Below are 15,430 nucleotides of genomic sequence, written 5' to 3' on the forward strand. Positions count from 1 at the left end.
CACCTGTATGCAGGTGTCAGTTGCCTATCGGCTCGGTCGCCCGGACCTGTTGGCCCGGCGCCCCGGAGCCCACGGGGCCGGTCGGCGTCTCCGCCGGCGGTCGCCGGAACCTGCCTTGGGTGACGGCCAGGAGGGCGCCGGCCAGCATGACGGCGGCGCCTACGGCCTGGAGGCCGGTGAAGGACTCCCCCAGGAAGATGACGGCACAGGTCACTCCGAAGACCGGGACGGTGAACATGATCACTGTCGCCGTCGAGGGGCTGACGACGCGCAGCCCGCGGTAGTAGCAGAGGTAGGCCACGGCGGTCGGTCCGATGGCCAGGTAGACGACGTTGGCCCAGGTGTGGCCGGACAGTCTGCTCCAGTCGACCTCAGGCAGGGACGGGATGGCGAAAACCAGCAGCCCCAGGGCGCCCGTGAGCGTGCCGAAAGTCGTCGCCCGCAGCGGGTCCATTCCCACCAGGACCTTCTTCGAGGCGATGCTGTACACCGCCCACGACAAGGCTCCGAGGAGGAAGACGAGGTCGCCCGCCAACCGCGATCCCCGGGCGTCGACGCCGGCACCTCCGGCCCCGACGAAAAAGACCACCGCACCCGCGAGCCCCAGCGCGAGGCCCCCTATTCGGGGAGCCGACGCCTTTTCCCGCCCGAGGGCGAGAAGGATGGCCGTCGTGATGACGGGGCTCAGCACCGGAACAATGATGCTCCCATCGATGGAGGGGGCGAGAGAAAGCCCCCAGAAGAAGAACAGATTATACGCGAAGACTCCGATGAGACCCACTGCCGCCGCCCTGCACACTTGACGGAACGTGATCTTCGGTCCTTTTGGCTTCCGGCTCATGAAAACGAGCAGGAGAAGCAGGATGAGCGCACCGCCCCCGAATCTGAGAACCGCCGCGACTTGATGAGGCATGTTCCCGACCACCATCTTCGAACTGGCGAATGCACTGCCGAAGAAGGCCATGGTCGCGAGGAGATAGAAATGCGCGTTGACGGATTCACTCCGCGATGTCGTCTGGTTGTGCATGATGCGCCCCCGGGGTGCGTCAGGGATGCATCCTGGCACCCTTGATGATCTTGTCCACGGCATTGCGGGGTCCGTAGACGGCCATGCCCACGAGGTCCAGGTTGTCCCGGTGCACGGCGCGCACGGCGGCACGGTTGTCCCGGTCGTTGTTGGTGGTGAAGAGGTCCGAGGTGAACACCGACAGGGGAACCCCGCGGGTCACGGCACGCTGGTGGGCCGTGACGAGGGCCTCCTTGCCAGCCTCGAAGACCAGCACGGGCTGGCGGAACATGGGCAGGTACTCGGTGTCGTCGGCGTCGGAATAGGGCTCTCCGATTACCTCCGGCACCTTTCGGCCAATGCCACTGACCAGGAAGGCGGTCATGTTCAGCCGCTGCCATGTCTGAAGATCGTCCCTCAGGACGACCGCGATCTTTGTCTCGAAACGAACGGGTTCGCTGGCGTTTTCCATGGACACGATTCAACTCTTTCCCGCGCCGGGGAGTCTTGTACGATCTTTGCATGGTTGATCAACCAGAGCTCCGGGCCTGGCATCCGCCCCTCGTCGGAATCGAAGAGGTATTCCACGCCCGCATCACCGACCACGTCTACCCCATGCACACACACGAGACCTGGACGTTGCTGATCGTCGACGACGGCATGGTCCGATACAACCTGGGACGCCACGAGCACGGTGCCCTGGACCAGATAGTCACACTGCTTCCCCCGCACGTCCCACATAATGGACGCTCGGTCACCCCGGGCGGTTTTCAAAAGCGCGTGATGTACCTCGACTCGACCCAGCTGGGAGACGATCTCATCGGGCTGGCGGTCGACTCCCCCGTCCTTCAGGACCCCCTGCTGCGCCAGCGGATCCACCAGCTCCACGAGGCCCTGGAGTGCCGCGGGGACGAGCTGGAGGTCGAGAGCCGGCTGGCGCTGGTCTCCGAACGGCTGCGCGACCACCTGCGCCAGCGTGTGCAGGACCGCTCCGCGGTCAGGGAGCCCGGGATCGCGCACCGGCTGCGCGAGCTGCTCGACGCCCGGTTCGTGGAGGGGGTCAGCCTCCAGCAGGCCTCGGCTGCGCTGCACGTCCATCCGGCCCACCTGGTACGGGTGTTCAGCCGCGAGTTCGGGATGGGGGTGCACCAGTACGTGACCAGTCGGCGGGTCGACCTGGCGCGCAAGCTGCTGCTCAGCGGCATGTCACCCCGTCAGGTCGCGGTCGCCGCCGGGTTCTACGACCAGTCGCACTTCCACCGGCACTTCAAACGCGTCCTCGGCACGAGCCCGGGTCGCTACGCGGGCAGTGCGCCGGCCGTACAGGCGACCGCCCACCTGCTGTGACGCCGGGTGTCCGGCACGCCGATCCGGGCCGCCTCCTGCTCCTCCCCCACGCCCGGCTACAGCAGGACCGCGACGCCGTCGAGTTCGACGAGGGCCTGATGCTCCCAGAGGCGGACCACGCCGACCACGGCCATCGCCGGGTAGTCCCGGCCACCAGCCTCCGCCAGATCCCGCCGGGTTCCCCCGCGCAGCCGCGGTACGCCTCCACGTCCACCGCGTAGACGGTGACACGGCCAGGTCCGCCGGGGCGCCCCCGGCCACCGCGAGGGCCGTCAGCAAGGTGGACAGGGCCTGCTCGAACTGCTCCGGCAGGGTCTCTCCCCCACCGCCTTCCCCGCCGTGTCCAGGGCGGTCTGCCCAGCCAGGAACACCAGCCGAAAGCCGGTCGCTGCCACCGCGTGCGAGAAGCCCTTCGCCGGCGACAGCTCCGCCGGGTTGACTCACTCGAGGCTCTTCTCGCGGCCACCCCGGTACAGCACCTTCGCAATGATCGTGCGCTGCGTTCGTGCGGCCGGTGGTCACCGGCGGGCGGTCTCCGCCTGGTCCGGGGCGACGTCGTCGCCGCCGCCGGCGGGGCCGCAGTCCCACTCCGCGACCACGGTGCCGGTCTCCCGGTAGCGGGCGATGGCGCCCTGGTCGAGGTTGCCGTCGGCGTCGGTGAACCAGATCTCCGGCAGCGGCCCGTCCGCCTCTTCGTAGGCGGCGACCCAGGCGATGGGGCCGTGTCCGTTGTTCGCGACGTGGCGGATGGGCTGGCCGGCGGTCTCCAGGCACAGGGCCTTGTAGGCGGGGGTGCCCAGCAGTTCGTGCCACGCCTTGTCGACGGCCGGGGAGAACATCTCGGGTGCGGACTGGCCGGTGCGGAAGCGCTGGCCGGTGATGGTCAGGAACCGTCCCAGTTCGGTGGTTGCGGTGCTTACGGTGGCGCCCCTCTCGATGTCGAGTGGTGCTCCCCCGGCCCGGGTTGGGCCAGGGGTGGTGCCGTGCACCGCGCACCCGAAGGGATCCGGTCCCGGTCGGGTGCGCGGTGGTCTCAGGGGGCCATGGCGGCCTGGGGTGCGACGCCCGCGAGGCGGTCCAGGCGCTCGTACAGGGCGCGGACGAGCCGGGCCCGGTTCTGGGCGCAGCGGGCGGTGCCGTCCGGCGGAACGGACAGGCAGCGGTCGGCTTCGGCGAGGACGACGTCGGCCAGAGCGCGGGCGGCGTGGTCTTCGGGCAGCAGGTCGGCGGCGCGGCGGACATCGGCAGCGACGGCGCGGGCGGTGCCGGTGAGCAGCAGGGCGATCTGCTGGAGGTCCGCAGGCGGCAGGCTGGGGTTCCCGGTCCATCCGAGCACGGCTTTGACCAGAGCCTTGTGGAGCTCCCGGTCGAGGGGGAGTTCAGTGTCGAGGCGCCCCTCGGGGTCGTGGAGGACCAGGTGTGTGCTGCTCATCGGGCGCCCGCCGCGTCGTCGTCCTGGTCGTGGTCGCCGGTGTCGGCGTCCGGGGCCTGGACGACGAGGAAGCGGGCGTAGCCGCGGTCGGCGCGGGCTAGGAGCGCCGGGGAGAGCCGGCCGAAGGCGGGCGGTTCCTCGGCACTGAAGTCACGGCGGACGAAGTCCGGGGCGGCCTGCCCGGCCTGTTCAGCGACCGGCGGCGCTTGGCCTTCCGGCCCGCCAGCCCGAGCTCGGCCATCAGTTCGCGACGGTGTTCACCGATACCCGCCAGGCCCGGCGCACCAGCTCGATGAACACATTCGGTTAGCCATAGGTGCCCCCGGACCGATCGAAGATCTCCTCGATCTCTTCCGCCAGGTGCTGCCGGCGCAGCTCCCGCTCAGTCGGCGGCCGGTCGCGCTACTTGTAACACCACGACTCCGACACCCCCAGAGCCCGGCAGACGACGCGATGCGGTATGCCCTCCTCGGCCGTGCAGCTGCTGATCACCCCGACCGCCACGGCCGGGTCCGCCTCAGCTACTTCACCCACAAGGAGCGGCTCCCCGCGACGTAGGTTCGCCAAGCGAGCCCTCAGCAGGAGCAGGACGATCCGGTGGAGCGTCTCGCGTTCCGTCTCGATGCCGTCCTGCAGGTGGAGTCTCCACATGAACCACTCTCGGCAGAGGGCGAGTCGGAGCTCCCGAGACTGGTAGGCGATCCAGGCACCGTGCGGCTGCCGGGGCACTCCGGAGGGCAGCACGGGGCCGGGCTCGCCCTTGTTGTAGCGAGGCTGCTCCCAGAAGATCGCCTCGCTCTCCGCGGCTCGAGCCAGCCGTTACGAGGCGTACCACTGGCGCTCGTGGCGGACGACCTCTCGCCACCAGAACATCTCCTTGTGGTGCTCGCGCCAGCGGCGGGTGGGATCACCGGATGAGCCGATGTAGAGCAGGTAGCCGGCCGCGTCGTAGAGCCGGTACACGGCTGTGGGGGTCTCGGTCACGGGGTGAGCCTTGCAGCTGGTACTGCTCCTTCCCCCGGGAAGCTGGAGCAGTTCTTCCGCCTCGACGCGAAAGCGCTGGAGGCGGCGCGGTCGAAGCGGGCGCTGGCGAACTCGATGGAAGAGTTCGAGCTGAGCGTGTGCGCCCCGCCGACCGCGACATTTCCTGTACGTCAACTACTCACGCCCGAGTCAGGACACCGGTACCGGAGACACGGACAGTTCCGCCCCGCTGTTCCCGGAACCCTGTACGCGATAACCCCGTTGGACTGCTCCCGACACCCCTTCAGGATGCGCCATCGCCATGAGCGCCGAACCCGGCCCGCTGTGATCCACGGGGCGGGAATTGCCTGCGCACGCCGTCTCTCCGGTCTGTAGGGTGGCCGGCGACCAGTACCTCAGAGCTCGCCTCGGGCGGCTCTGCCCACAGGGGGATCTACCACCATGCGCACGTTCGCAGCCGCTGCCGCGGTCTCGTCCGCGATCATTCTCGGCCTCTCCACCGCCGTGCCCGCCCACGCCGCCGAACCCGATGGGCCGGCGGACGCGGGCTTCGTCTCCGAAGCCCTCACACCCGGCGACCTTTCCGAGGAGGGGTCCATTTTCGGCGAGGAGGGCCCTGACTCCGCCGCGGTCTCGCAGCCGCAGGGCGCTCCGAGCGCCGGTGTCTTCTACACCAACGGCGACAACGTCCACATATCCAGCACGGCCCCGGCCGCCGCGTCCGGGCACGGTTGGTGGGTCAAGATCAGCGGTCCCGGCACCAAGGCCAAGGTCACCATCGAGCTCCAGGCACTGGACTACCGCGACAACAAGTGGAAGACCGTCGCCACCGGCAGCAAGACGGTGTACTCCGGTACCGGCAGCGCCAACCGGGCCGCCGCCCGCAAGGTCTGCACGAACCGCATCATGCAGGTGCAGTGGCGCAGCCGGATCGACGTGGACATCATCGGTGTCAATGACTCGCCGGAGAAGGCCGTCACCAAGACCCAGAAGCTGTGGTGCGGCGCGTTCTGACGCCCGGCGTGTCGTTCTGACGCAACCTCGGTGTCCTGCCCCTGCGATCGGGGCAGGACACCGCCTTATCGAGCACGAGGAGAGCGCCGTGCCGGAAGCCTCCATTCCCGCACCCATGATCATGGGGGTCCACGGCGTACTCGCCCTGCACCCCTGGGTGGACGCCGAGACCCAGGACGTCTTCGCACTCGCGGTCAGGCGTACGGTCGCCTACGGCTGGAGCTCCTTCCACGCCGCAGGGCCGCACGGCGTGCGCTGGGGCCACAACGACGCGGGTGGCGATTGGGGACAGCAGGGGCGCGACCGTCGGACGGGCGAGGGCGAGAGGGTGCGCCAACTCGCCTGGCTCCAGGTCGACGTCGCCGACGCACCGCCGGGGCAGCGCCTGCCCGTGCTCCCGATGGCCACCGTGCTCGGTGACGCCCTCCACCGCGTCGGCGACTTCCGCCTCACTGGCCTGCACACCGTAGCCCCCTTGTACGAGGCACAGGACGCCCGCGCCGACCTGGCCGTGGCCGCCGAGTGGTTCGCCCTGGCCGATCCCGTCGGCTCGGCCGGGTTCACCGTGTCGGTCGCCGGCACGAAGACCGCCGACCTCCAAGGTCGGATGCCCGAGATTCTCGCGGCCGCCCTTGAGAGCTCGTACGGGCAACTCACCATCGAGCCGGAGCCGTCCGATGATGCCATCCCGGAGTCCGGGCTGGCGCTGCCCCTGGCCGGGGAGACGGAAGCGGGCCACCTCCGGTACGGGCAGTCCTTCCGCTGCACCGCCCGCGAGTGGTCGCTGGACTGCGCCACCTGGGTCACTGAGATCCTCATCGACGCTCTTCGCGCGACAGGCGTCACCCAGCCGGCGCTCATCAAGGTGTCGAGGACCCCGCGCGTCGGCGGCGCCCAGGTCCTGTCCGGCGGATCAGGGCCGTAGCCATAGTCGTTCTACGGGATCCGTTGAAGCGTCCGAACTCGTGGGCCGGCCCGCTGGCAGACGGCCGCGGCCGTCCCGTACCGGGAGCCGTCGTGACGCTTCCGGTATGTGCGCCAGGGTGCGCCCGCCGACGCCGTACGGGCTGGTGTGGGACCAGCAGGCGGGCCGGGCCTGCGTCATCTGCGGCCTCCGGCTCACGACCGGCGGGGCGTCCTCGACATCGTGGCCGCGGTCCTCGCGCCGCTCTTCGCCCTCAGGCTGACGGCCATACAGCGCACCAGGTCCGCCCAGGGGCCCGTCGTTGCGGCCGTGTAGTTGTAGCTGTTTCGCTCAGGCGGCCGGAACGACCGAGGCGCGCATGGCCGCAGCCCCTTCCTGGAGGAGGGCGTGGGTTCCCCACCTCGGAACGTTCACGGCCAGCTACCGCAAGCGTACGGGGGGACGCCGTCGCAGACACTCCGTCGCACGAACGCTCGTTCCGTATAGCCGCACGGCCATTGGCGCACTATCCGTCAGTGGGACGGCCATCGGCGCCAAGTTCCCGCCTAGTACTCCAGCAGGATTTCGGTGTCTGACCTGGTCTTTCGCTGGGTGGCGGGAGTGTAGCGGGACTTCGGTCGTGCGGGGGCGGTCTCATGGAGACCGCCCCTCGATCGTGGGACAACGCCGCAGGTAGTGACAGCGGCGGGCGACTGCTTGGCGTCTGCGGCGCCAGTTCAACCAGCTCAGTGCGTGGTGTCGTCCGGCGTGCCTTGTCTCCTTCGGGCAGCGTCCCGGGCAGCGGCGCGATCGACGAGTCGCGCAGCCCATCGGAGTGAACGTGGAGGCCGGCAGAGGCTTTCCGCCCGGCCGGGTGGCTGCGGCCTGCGGTCGCCTTGCCTCCTGTGGCCTGACGGGGGGCTCGGCTGCAGCACCGTCGTCCGGGGCCGCGTCCCGGCCCCACCGCTCCGCACGCCGGTCGGCTAAGCCGGGCCGTGAGTTCGGCCGGGGCGCCGGGGGCGGGCGCGGACGGGGTGGCTGCCGCGTCTTCATGCCCTGAGGCCACGTGCCCGGGAGCTCCGCCCTGGTGCCCCTGGTGGGGTGGCGGCCGCCAGATCCGGGACCGTGCGCGGTCTCGTCAGCCGGTCCTCCGCCACCCCGACGAGCGGGCCCCGCAGGACAGTGCGGGGCCCGATCGGGGTGCGTGGTGACCGCTAGCGCAGCATCACGTCGCAGGTGGACAGGAAGAACTCGCCCGTCTTGCCGCCGTTCTCACCGTGCGGCGTATCGGGGCCTCCGTGGCCGCCCCAGATACCCACGATCGCCGCCCGCCCGGTCCGGCGCGGGAGGGACGCGAACTCCCAGCTGGTGGAGTCCTCCTCGTTCGGCGAACCGTGTACCTCGACCAGGAACGGGGTCGGCTCCAGGTCATGCCAGCTGAGGCCGTCGGCCGGGACCCAGTCGGGGCGGGTGATGAACCACCGGTGGGACCAGGTCTCGCCCCAGTGGTAGGCCATGTAGTCGTAGGTGAAGGTCTGGGTGGGTGCCGAGGTGTCCAGCTCCGTCAGGGGCCAGTCCCCGAGCGTGCCGTCCGGTGCCAGGTCCAGGCCGCGGAAGGCCGGGTTCCCCGTGGACGCGAGCGCGCCGTCCTCGAAGAACTTGCGGTACTCCAGGTACTTCTGGGCGTTGTTCCACGGGTAGTCGGCGAGCATCCTGTCGGCCCCCGGCAGTACTTCCTGCCAGTCGGTGCTGGTGTTGAGACGGCGTGCCTCGACGCAGATCGGTGAGGAGTCCTTGTCCCTGATCGCGGCGCCGGCCCGGCTGCCCGGGTGGTTGGCCGTGCCGTGCCGCGGATCCGCGTTGGCGGTTCCGGCAGCGAGGGGTGCCCTGTGGCGCGGCTGACGCACCACCCACTTGGGGATCAAGCTCTGCTGCGAGCCGATGGTGACCTCGTTGGTGAACGGCGTGTACTGATCGCCCACCTTGGCGCGGATCTTCACCTGGAAGACCCCTTCCGGCTCCTCGTCACCCAGGTCCACCCAGTGGGAGTTGGACTGCATCCAGTTCCACGCCGACCAGTGCAGGAAGACCGTCTGGCGCAGCTCGTCGTTCAGCCACACCTCGTACACGCGCGGGTAGGGCGCGTTGCCCTCGTCCCAGTCCGCCGGAGGCGGCCACGTCCCATGGTCGGGGCTGTTCTGACCGATCTGCCAGCGCAGGCTGATCCCGTACATCGTGTACTTGCCGTCGTCGCGGTACCTGACCTCGGCACGAAGGTCAGACGGTCCCGTCGCGTTCCTGCTGCCCACTACGCCTCCTCTTCTTGGTCGAACCCGTCCTGCAGGCCGCCACCGCGGAGAAACGCACACAACCCACAGTGACTAGACTGCTACAGAAAGTGACTGTAGATCATGTGGGCCCTCTCCGACAGACGAACCCCACGCCCACCTCCACCTCGCCGACCACGCCCACACCCGTCACCCGTCACCCGAGCGCACGGCTTCCGCCACGGCGCCGGTACGCCCGCAGGCCGGCGGGGGTGGTCCAGCGTCAGGCGCAGGCCACCCGACCCCGACCGGAACCGTTCGATCACCCGCACCGCGCCCGGCACCGCCAACGGTCCGGTGCCCTGCGCCGCCAGCCGGCGCAGCACCGACCCGAACTCCCCGGCCGCCAGGGCGGCCGGTCGAACGCGGCCTCGCCCGCTTGAGGTCCTGGCGGATCCTCCGCAGATCCCGATGCAGTCCGACCCGCATGGCGTCAATCGCCAAAGCCGTCCTCGCCTTGGAGCGGCAACGCTGACGGAGTCCACTGACGATCAGCGGCACCTCCCCGGTCGTGCCTATGACAGCGAGTGAGGCTCTACGGTCCGGCTGATCGCCGGTTCTGGCGGAAGGCGTACCCTGCTGAGCTACGACCTGAGCAGGGTGCGCCCTCCGCCGCACGGTGGAGACGACCCGCCGTAGTGGACGATGCGCGGCTGCCACGTCCGCGGCCAGCATGGGGTTCATGACGACAGCGCCCGCTCCGCTCCCCGCCGCCTCTACCGCCCCCGCGCCCGTCTGGGCCCGCCGCGCCGCCCACGCCATCGCCCTCTGCGCCGTCCCGTCCGGTCTCTGGCGCATCGCCATGACATCCGGTGTCTACGTCGGCTACAGCGACGAGGTCCTGCGCGACGTCTTCGACATCCCGGGATGGGGCATCGCCTACGTCGTCGGGCTCTCCGTCATCGCCGAGGTGGCCGCCCTGTTCCCGCTGCTCCTTGTGAGCGACCGGTGGCGGCCGCTGCGCCCCCGGACTCTCGCCGCGCTGGCCTGGACCGCCTCGGCCGTCTTGGTCCTGGTGGCACTGGGGCAACTCGTGGCTGCCTTCGTCGTCGAGAGCCAGACGTACATGTCAAGTGGTACGGCACAGACCGTCTGGGGCTTCGCCTTCGCCCCGCTGTTCGCCATCCCGGCGTTGATGACGGCCGTGACCTGGTCGTACACGAAGCGGCACCGGGCTCAGGGCCGGGTATGACCCCGGCCACGTGCACCCGGGGACGCTGGGGAGGAGCCCAACGAAGGACCTCAGGATCGAGGTACGGGTCGACGGCGGCGAGGACCCGGCGCTGGAGTTCGTCGGGTTCGAGGACTTCGCCTTCCCACTGCACGGGGCGGTCGGTGTCGAAGCCTGAGCGTCGGGCGACGGCCGGCCGTCTCGGGGCGTTGCGCTTGCCCTCGGTCGTGGGCAGGACGTACCGCTGGACCTGTTCGTGAGCGAGTAGGACGCGGGTGACCCGTCTCCACCACCCGGTGTGTTCCACCCGGTCCGGTTCGTCATCCTCACCTCTTGGATGCGGGCCACCACCTTGCGCCGGGCGGCTGCGAGCGGCGGGCTCGAAACCCGCTACGCGGGTCCTGGTCGAAGCGCATAGGGTGCGCGTACCGCGGCGGGGTAGCTGTAGCGCAGAGGTCGACGTGCCCTCTTGCTCAGAGGGAGGACGCCGGTTCGATTCCGGCGCGCTCCCCCGCCGGCAGGTTGCGGCCGCCGGGCCGGGCGCAGCGCGCAGTCCGGCACGGTCGTGTGGCGGCCGGTGCAGCCGCGCGCCGGCAGTCCGACCCCGAGCGCGGGGCGCTGTCCTGACGCCTCGTACGCTCTTTCCCGCCATCCGCTCCGTCCTCGCTGAAGAGAGTCTCCGTGCACACCGCTCACCGCCTGCTCGCCGCCGTCGCCCTGACCGGTGCCGGGGCCCTCGGGCTCACCGGCTGCCTGTCGTCCGAAGCGTTCCCCGGTCAGCCGGGCTCCCGCGTGCTGAACGACTCCGTGACCGCGCTGCGCGGCGCGTCCACGTTCACCATGAGCGGGAAAGCGTCCGGCCAGGGGCAGGTGAACCTGTCGGTCAGCGAGACCGGCGAGTGCAAGGGCACCGTCGATGCCCGGGTCGGCGGCACCATCGACGTGGTCCGCACCCGGGATCACACCTTCCTCCGGGGCGACGAGGCCCACATCCTCGCCCTGACCAAGGACATGCCCGAGGAGCAGGCGAGCCTGACCCGCAAGGACATGACGGGCCGCTGGATACGCACGGAGGCCACGGACCCCGCCATGAAGGGACTGACCAGTCTGTGCGACCGCGACGGCCTGCTCAAGGAGATCTACGGCATCCAGGGCGCGGAAAAAGACGCACTGACCCAGGTCGACGGCCAGGAGGCGGTCACGGTCAACACGCCCGAAGGGGTCTTCCTCGTGGCCACCAAAGGTGAACCGTTTCTCCTCAAGATGACCACCAGCGGACCGAACCCGCTCGATCTCACCTTCACCGGCATCAACCAGCCCGTACAGGTGGACGTCCCGGCCGACCAGGACGTCTACAACCCGGACGGCAACGGCTGACCTCCGCCCCGGCGCGCCCTGCGCCGGGCCTCAGGTCGGACTCGGCGTGCGCACGGGCCGGGCCATCCGGCCGGTGCGGGGCGGCGCACCCGGCCGTGCTGCGGCTCCTCGTGCGGTACCCGATGGGGTGCGAGGAGGTTGAAGGGCGTGGGAGGCGACTCCAGGCGGCGGCCTGCGTCGTCCCCGGCGTACCGGCCGCCGCAGGAGCAGAAGCTGCCCCCGTAGGCGTAGCAGTGCCGGAAGTGGGTGGCCGGGAAGCATGTCCACGGGCTTCGTCCCTTCATACGGTGTCGTCCTCACAACGCCGAACAGGGGGTGAACGGTCGCCCTCGCGGAGGCCCGGCGCAACACCTGTGCGTGTCTGGCGCCGGTGGCCGCCAAGGGGCGTCAGCCGTCGGGAGGCGCTTGCGGCCCGGCCGTACTGCGTCCCATGAATGGGGACCGGGGCCTGTTCCGGCGCGGGCCGGAATGGAGCCTGAGCCGTGGCGTCATTGCAGTTCAGCAGGTTCTCGGTCGCATGTACGATCCCGGACGTGATCGTTGCTTCTTCCCTTGACCCCACCTCGCAGTCCTGGGCCTTCGGCGAGGTCGTCGGCTACCTGCTCCCCGCCGCCATAGGCATCGGCGTGCTGTGGCGGCTGACCCGCGCCTGGCGCAAGCAGTCCACTCCGCCCGGCAGCGATCCGGCCCAAACGGCGCGGGCGAAGAAGAAACGGACCTGGTTCATCGCGGGCGTGAGCGTGTTCATCGCCGCCGTCGCAAGCGTGAAGGCGTTCACCGAGTACGACCCAGAACCCCGCGCCGTCGAGACGGTCGCCGCGGACGGGACCGAGGAGTACCCCGTCATCGTCCTCCCGGAGCTCTTCGACCGCTTCCGCCTGCTGAAGGGCGAGGACGCCACACGCGCCGAGGACGAGGTACTGGCCGGCCGGAAACTGCCGCACAGCATCCGGACCGGCTTCTACGACCAAGACGCCGACGGGGCCTATGACCTCTTCGTCATGGTCAACAGCGCCGACTGGGACCCCAAGGTCGCCGATTCCAAGGCCACCAAGTCCATCTCCCAGGAGTTCCGCAACCTCTTCGCCGGCGCCAAGGCCCGCGACGTGACCCGCTTCGACCCCGGCAAGCACGGCGGCGGCCTCGCCTGCGGCCACGTCACCGGCCCTGACGGCGACCAAACCCTCTGTGCATGGAGCGACGCCGCCAACCTCGTCGGCGTACGCCACGTCCACGAAACCGACCTCGCCGCCGCGGCCCGCACCACCCTCGCCCTGCGCAACGCAGCCAGCAGCTGACAGGCATGCTCCGCTCCCCCGAAGGGGGCGACCTTGTGCGAGGTGAGCCCCGCAGTTTCTCCCCGTGCCCGCTCTCCTGGACCTTCTGCAGTCTCTCGACGAACAGCCCGCTGAGGGGCTGATCTACGCAGCCGAGCGCTGTGCGCAGGGCCTTGGGAGCAGACGTCGGAGCGTGGTGCTGCAGGAGGCCGGGCGTGGCCGGCGTCGACGTACGGGGGCGGGCAGAGGACGGGGCATCGTCGGTGGGGCTGGTCTGCGGGAATATGCAACGACAGCCCGGCAACTCCCGTTTTCCAGAGGGGCACGCGCGCTGTTCTGCCAGCGGCAGAACAGCGGCCGGTCCGGGCTCGATGATCACTACAGTCCGGTCTCATGGCGACGATTACCACGCGCACGGTCGAGTACCCGGCGGACGGTGTGACGATGATCGGGCACCTCGCTCTTCCGGCCGGTGTCGACCGCCGGCCCGCGGTACTGATCGGACCAGAGGGCATGGGGCTCAGCGACGTCGAGCGCCGCCGGGCCGATGCTCTCGCCGAGCTGGGGTACATGGCGCTGGCCTTCGATCTTCACGGCGGGCGCTATTGGGGCGACCCCGAGGAGATGCTGGCCCGTTGCCTACCGTTGCTCGCCGATCCCGACCGGATGCGGGGCATCGGTCAGGCTGCCCTCGACGTGCTGCGCACCGAACCGCGCACCGACCCCGACCGGATCGCCGTCGTCGGCTACGGCACCGGGGGCGCCGTCGGGCTGGAACTCGGGCGCGGCGGCGCACACCTGTGCGGGATCGGGACGGTCAACGCACTGACCACGGGCCGGCCGGGCGAGGCGGCGCGCATTCGCTGCCCGGTGTGGGCCGGGGTCGGCTCGGAAGACCCGATCATGCCGCCCGCGCAATGGAACGCGTTCACCACCGAGATGCAGGCCGCGGGCGTCGACTGGCGCCTGACGGTCTACGGCGGCGCTCTGCACGCCTTCCACCACCCGCCGGTCGACCACCCCACGGTCCCCGGCGTCGGCTACCACCCACAGCACGCACAGCGAGCCTGGCGCGACGTCGTCAACCTGCTCGCCGAATGCCTGCCCGTGACGGAGGCTCCAACGAGTTGTTCCGGCCCGGGGCGCGTGTGACCGACGGGTACCACCCCGAGATGACCGTCGTGGAGCCGCGCCGGGTCGGCACCCTGCGCGTACCCGGCGGGCTGCTGGCCGTCTCCGGCCCGGGCACCGGTCACGGCGACGGGCCGCGCATCACGGTCCCTGGTCCGGCCCGGGGAGTACGTACTCGACGAGGCGCGGGTCCGCTTCAGCTACCACTGCGAGTGGCGGGACGCCGAGGTCACGAGCACGGAACCCACGGCCGTCCGCCTGCTCGTCAGCGAGACCCCCGCCGCGACCTGGGAGATGGCCCTCGGTCCGGATGACGATCCCCGGCTGTTCCATCGAGCAGCGGATAGTCGGCTTCGCCACCGACAGCGCCACTGGCTGCTTCGCTGACGCCGGCGCCTGGGAGCCGCTCATCGCGCTCTTCCAGCAGGGGTTGTTCGAGGGGGAGCAGGACCTGGGCGGCTGCGAGGACATCGACGACGGTTCCATGTTCATGCAGCGCACCCGGGACGAGGCTTCCGGCGGCGAGCTCATGGCCTTCGCGACGGCCGGGGACGGTACCTACCCGGTGTGGGTCGGCCGTTGCGAGGCCGGTGAGGTGGTCGGCGTCGTGGTGCTGGTGGAGGGGATGCCCGAGTTGCTCCCGGAGCGGGACGGAACCCCCACCGGTCCGGCTGCGTAGGCAGGGAAGCCCCGGGGTGCGGCGGCGACCGGGGCCGGCTTACCGGTGCCCCGCGAGCCGCGGGGCACCGGACTGCGTCTTCGGGTGCGGTCCACCCGGGTACGGAGCTGCCGAGTTGGGCGGGGTGCGAACGGCCCGCGGCGGCGCCGTCGCCTGCTTCCGGCTCGCCGGTCAGGGGGCGTCGATGAGTACCCGGCCGTCGGTCGGAACGGGTGCTGCGAGCCTGTTGGCGTAGGCGTTCTGCACGCGGGACCGCTCCGTCGCGTTGGGCACGGCGTTGGTGCAGGCCGTCCCGGCGCTGGACCCGGACATCAGTTGGGAGCACGGCCCCGGCTTGGTGTCCGGGAGGCCCAGGCTGTGGCCCAGCTCGTGCGCGGCGATGCGCGTCTTGTCGTATCCCTGGCTCACGGCCTGCGCGCCGAGTTCGACTCGGACCTGTCGCCCCGGGCGGACCGGGCCGAGGGTGGCTTGCGGCCAGCCGGTGGTGGCCACGATGACGATCTCGGCCCGGGTTCCGGGCGCGGCCTCCACCAGCCGTACGTTGGTGACGTTCGCGTTCCAGGAAGCGACTCCGGCCGCGATGGCCGCTTCCCAGCCGCCGGCCCGACTGTCGTCGTAACGGAGTGTCACTACCGCTGTGGTGGCGTCCGGTATCGGCGTGGGTGCCGCAGTCGCGGCGGGTGCCGCCGTGAGGACCAGTGCGGCGGCGGAGGTGCCGACCTTCAGCCAGGTGCCCAGAGACATGGTCGTCTTCCTTCAGGTGGGGGGACCCGGCCCCTCG

At 70.4% G+C, this 15,430-nt stretch carries 17 protein-coding genes, 1 tRNA gene and 2 pseudogenes; 12 read left to right on the top strand and 8 right to left on the bottom strand.

The window, feature by feature from the left end; genetic code table 11:
• Positions 1–16: 16 nt before the first annotated feature.
• Both AW27_RS33895 and AW27_RS33900 read right to left on the bottom strand, forming a co-directional pair.
• Positions 17–1,027, bottom strand: coding sequence for a DMT family transporter (locus AW27_RS33895; protein ID WP_063890663.1), 1,011 nt, complete (start codon positions 1,025–1,027; stop codon positions 17–19).
• A 19-nt stretch (positions 1,028–1,046) separates the two neighbouring features.
• The gene (locus tag AW27_RS33900) at positions 1,047–1,478 is read right to left on the bottom strand and encodes a DUF2000 domain-containing protein (protein WP_037930316.1); all 432 of its coding nucleotides are present in this window, start codon (positions 1,476–1,478) and stop codon (positions 1,047–1,049) included.
• Positions 1,479–1,528: 50 nt separating this feature from the next.
• Here AW27_RS33900 and AW27_RS33905 point away from each other — a divergent pair, with 50 nt between their 5' ends.
• Positions 1,529–2,353: a helix-turn-helix transcriptional regulator gene (locus tag AW27_RS33905; RefSeq protein ID WP_037930319.1), complete on the top strand. Its 825-nt coding sequence runs from the start codon at positions 1,529–1,531 to the stop codon at positions 2,351–2,353.
• Between the two features lie 56 nt (positions 2,354–2,409).
• On the opposite strand, the pseudogene AW27_RS33910 reads toward AW27_RS33905, so the two are convergent.
• The 4 genes and pseudogenes from AW27_RS33910 to AW27_RS33925 form a co-directional block, all read right to left on the bottom strand.
• Positions 2,410–2,778, bottom strand: a pseudogene (locus AW27_RS33910) (RidA family protein).
• Positions 2,779–2,871: 93 nt separating this feature from the next.
• Positions 2,872–3,291, bottom strand: coding sequence for a hypothetical protein (locus tag AW27_RS33915; RefSeq protein WP_037930478.1), 420 nt, complete (start codon positions 3,289–3,291; stop codon positions 2,872–2,874).
• Positions 3,292–3,386: 95 nt separating this feature from the next.
• Entirely contained in the window at positions 3,387–3,785 is a 399-nt protein-coding gene (locus tag AW27_RS33920) for a DUF6415 family natural product biosynthesis protein (protein WP_172671436.1), read from the bottom strand.
• A gap of 819 nt (positions 3,786–4,604) precedes the next feature.
• The gene (locus tag AW27_RS33925; RefSeq protein ID WP_157840326.1) at positions 4,605–4,769 is read right to left on the bottom strand and encodes a GIY-YIG nuclease family protein; all 165 of its coding nucleotides are present in this window, start codon (positions 4,767–4,769) and stop codon (positions 4,605–4,607) included.
• Between the two features lie 441 nt (positions 4,770–5,210).
• Between AW27_RS33925 and AW27_RS33930 the strand changes: the two genes are divergently transcribed.
• The 3 genes from AW27_RS33930 (at position 5,211) to AW27_RS33940 (ending at position 7,023) form a co-directional block, all read left to right on the top strand.
• Positions 5,211–5,783, top strand: coding sequence for a hypothetical protein (locus tag AW27_RS33930; protein ID WP_052031367.1), 573 nt, complete (start codon positions 5,211–5,213; stop codon positions 5,781–5,783).
• An 88-nt stretch (positions 5,784–5,871) separates the two neighbouring features.
• Entirely contained in the window at positions 5,872–6,708 is an 837-nt protein-coding gene (locus tag AW27_RS33935) for a hypothetical protein (RefSeq protein WP_304949974.1), read from the top strand.
• Between the two features lie 108 nt (positions 6,709–6,816).
• Positions 6,817–7,023 carry a hypothetical protein gene (locus tag AW27_RS33940; protein ID WP_304949975.1) on the top strand — a complete coding sequence of 69 codons (207 nt, stop codon included), beginning with the start codon at positions 6,817–6,819 and terminating at the stop codon, positions 7,021–7,023.
• Positions 7,024–7,901: 878 nt separating this feature from the next.
• On the opposite strand, the gene AW27_RS33945 is transcribed toward AW27_RS33940, so the two are convergent.
• Positions 7,902–8,996, bottom strand: a complete 1,095-nt coding sequence (locus AW27_RS33945) for a lytic polysaccharide monooxygenase auxiliary activity family 9 protein (RefSeq protein ID WP_037930328.1) — start codon at positions 8,994–8,996, stop codon at positions 7,902–7,904.
• A 370-nt stretch (positions 8,997–9,366) separates the two neighbouring features.
• Here AW27_RS33945 and AW27_RS33950 point away from each other — a divergent pair.
• From AW27_RS33950 to AW27_RS33985, 8 genes and pseudogenes are all read left to right on the top strand, one after another.
• Positions 9,367–9,489, top strand: a pseudogene (locus AW27_RS33950) (IS5/IS1182 family transposase); the annotation flags it as partial.
• Between the two features lie 198 nt (positions 9,490–9,687).
• Positions 9,688–10,206: a hypothetical protein gene (locus AW27_RS33955; RefSeq protein WP_037930330.1), complete on the top strand. Its 519-nt coding sequence runs from the start codon at positions 9,688–9,690 to the stop codon at positions 10,204–10,206.
• Between the two features lie 10 nt (positions 10,207–10,216).
• Complete coding sequence (locus AW27_RS33960; RefSeq protein ID WP_157840327.1) at positions 10,217–10,363, top strand: hypothetical protein; 147 nt, start codon at positions 10,217–10,219, stop codon at positions 10,361–10,363.
• A 257-nt stretch (positions 10,364–10,620) separates the two neighbouring features.
• Positions 10,621–10,699: transfer RNA gene (locus tag AW27_RS33965), tRNA-Ser, on the top strand.
• 167 nt (positions 10,700–10,866) lie between these two features.
• Positions 10,867–11,562, top strand: a complete 696-nt coding sequence (locus tag AW27_RS33970; RefSeq protein WP_037930333.1) for a hypothetical protein — start codon at positions 10,867–10,869, stop codon at positions 11,560–11,562.
• A 533-nt stretch (positions 11,563–12,095) separates the two neighbouring features.
• On the top strand, positions 12,096–12,860 hold the full coding sequence (locus tag AW27_RS33975) for a hypothetical protein (RefSeq protein WP_157840328.1): 765 nt from the start codon (positions 12,096–12,098) through the stop codon (positions 12,858–12,860).
• 372 nt (positions 12,861–13,232) lie between these two features.
• Complete coding sequence (locus AW27_RS33980) at positions 13,233–13,991, top strand: dienelactone hydrolase family protein (RefSeq protein WP_037930339.1); 759 nt, start codon at positions 13,233–13,235, stop codon at positions 13,989–13,991.
• Positions 13,992–14,280: 289 nt separating this feature from the next.
• Complete coding sequence (locus tag AW27_RS33985; protein ID WP_236647874.1) at positions 14,281–14,649, top strand: DUF4241 domain-containing protein; 369 nt, start codon at positions 14,281–14,283, stop codon at positions 14,647–14,649.
• Between the two features lie 171 nt (positions 14,650–14,820).
• Here AW27_RS33985 and AW27_RS33990 read toward each other — a convergent pair whose 3' ends face one another.
• Positions 14,821–15,393, bottom strand: a complete 573-nt coding sequence (locus tag AW27_RS33990) for a snapalysin family zinc-dependent metalloprotease (RefSeq protein ID WP_037930340.1) — start codon at positions 15,391–15,393, stop codon at positions 14,821–14,823.
• Positions 15,394–15,430: the final 37 nt, after the last annotated feature.

Source organism: Streptomyces sp. PCS3-D2 (assembly GCF_000612545.2).
Lineage (GTDB): Bacteria > Actinomycetota > Actinomycetes > Streptomycetales > Streptomycetaceae > Streptomyces.

What these genes read in the sequence shown, in the direction of transcription:
- AW27_RS33955 (WP_037930330.1), top strand. Translation starts at nt 9,688, where the DNA reads ATGGGGTTCATGACGACAGCGCCCGCTCCGCTCCCCGCCGCCTCTACC.
- AW27_RS33895 (WP_063890663.1), bottom strand. Translation starts at nt 1,027, where the DNA reads ATGCACAACCAGACGACATCGCGGAGTGAATCCGTCAACGCGCATTTC.
- AW27_RS33920 (WP_172671436.1), bottom strand. Translation starts at nt 3,785, where the DNA reads ATGAGCAGCACACACCTGGTCCTCCACGACCCCGAGGGGCGCCTCGAC.
- AW27_RS33900 (WP_037930316.1), bottom strand. Translation starts at nt 1,478, where the DNA reads ATGGAAAACGCCAGCGAACCCGTTCGTTTCGAGACAAAGATCGCGGTC.
- AW27_RS33990 (WP_037930340.1), bottom strand. Translation starts at nt 15,393, where the DNA reads ATGTCTCTGGGCACCTGGCTGAAGGTCGGCACCTCCGCCGCCGCACTG.
- AW27_RS33980 (WP_037930339.1), top strand. Translation starts at nt 13,233, where the DNA reads ATGGCGACGATTACCACGCGCACGGTCGAGTACCCGGCGGACGGTGTG.
- AW27_RS33930 (WP_052031367.1), top strand. Translation starts at nt 5,211, where the DNA reads ATGCGCACGTTCGCAGCCGCTGCCGCGGTCTCGTCCGCGATCATTCTC.
- AW27_RS33985 (WP_236647874.1), top strand. Translation starts at nt 14,281, where the DNA reads ATGACGATCCCCGGCTGTTCCATCGAGCAGCGGATAGTCGGCTTCGCC.
- AW27_RS33905 (WP_037930319.1), top strand. Translation starts at nt 1,529, where the DNA reads ATGGTTGATCAACCAGAGCTCCGGGCCTGGCATCCGCCCCTCGTCGGA.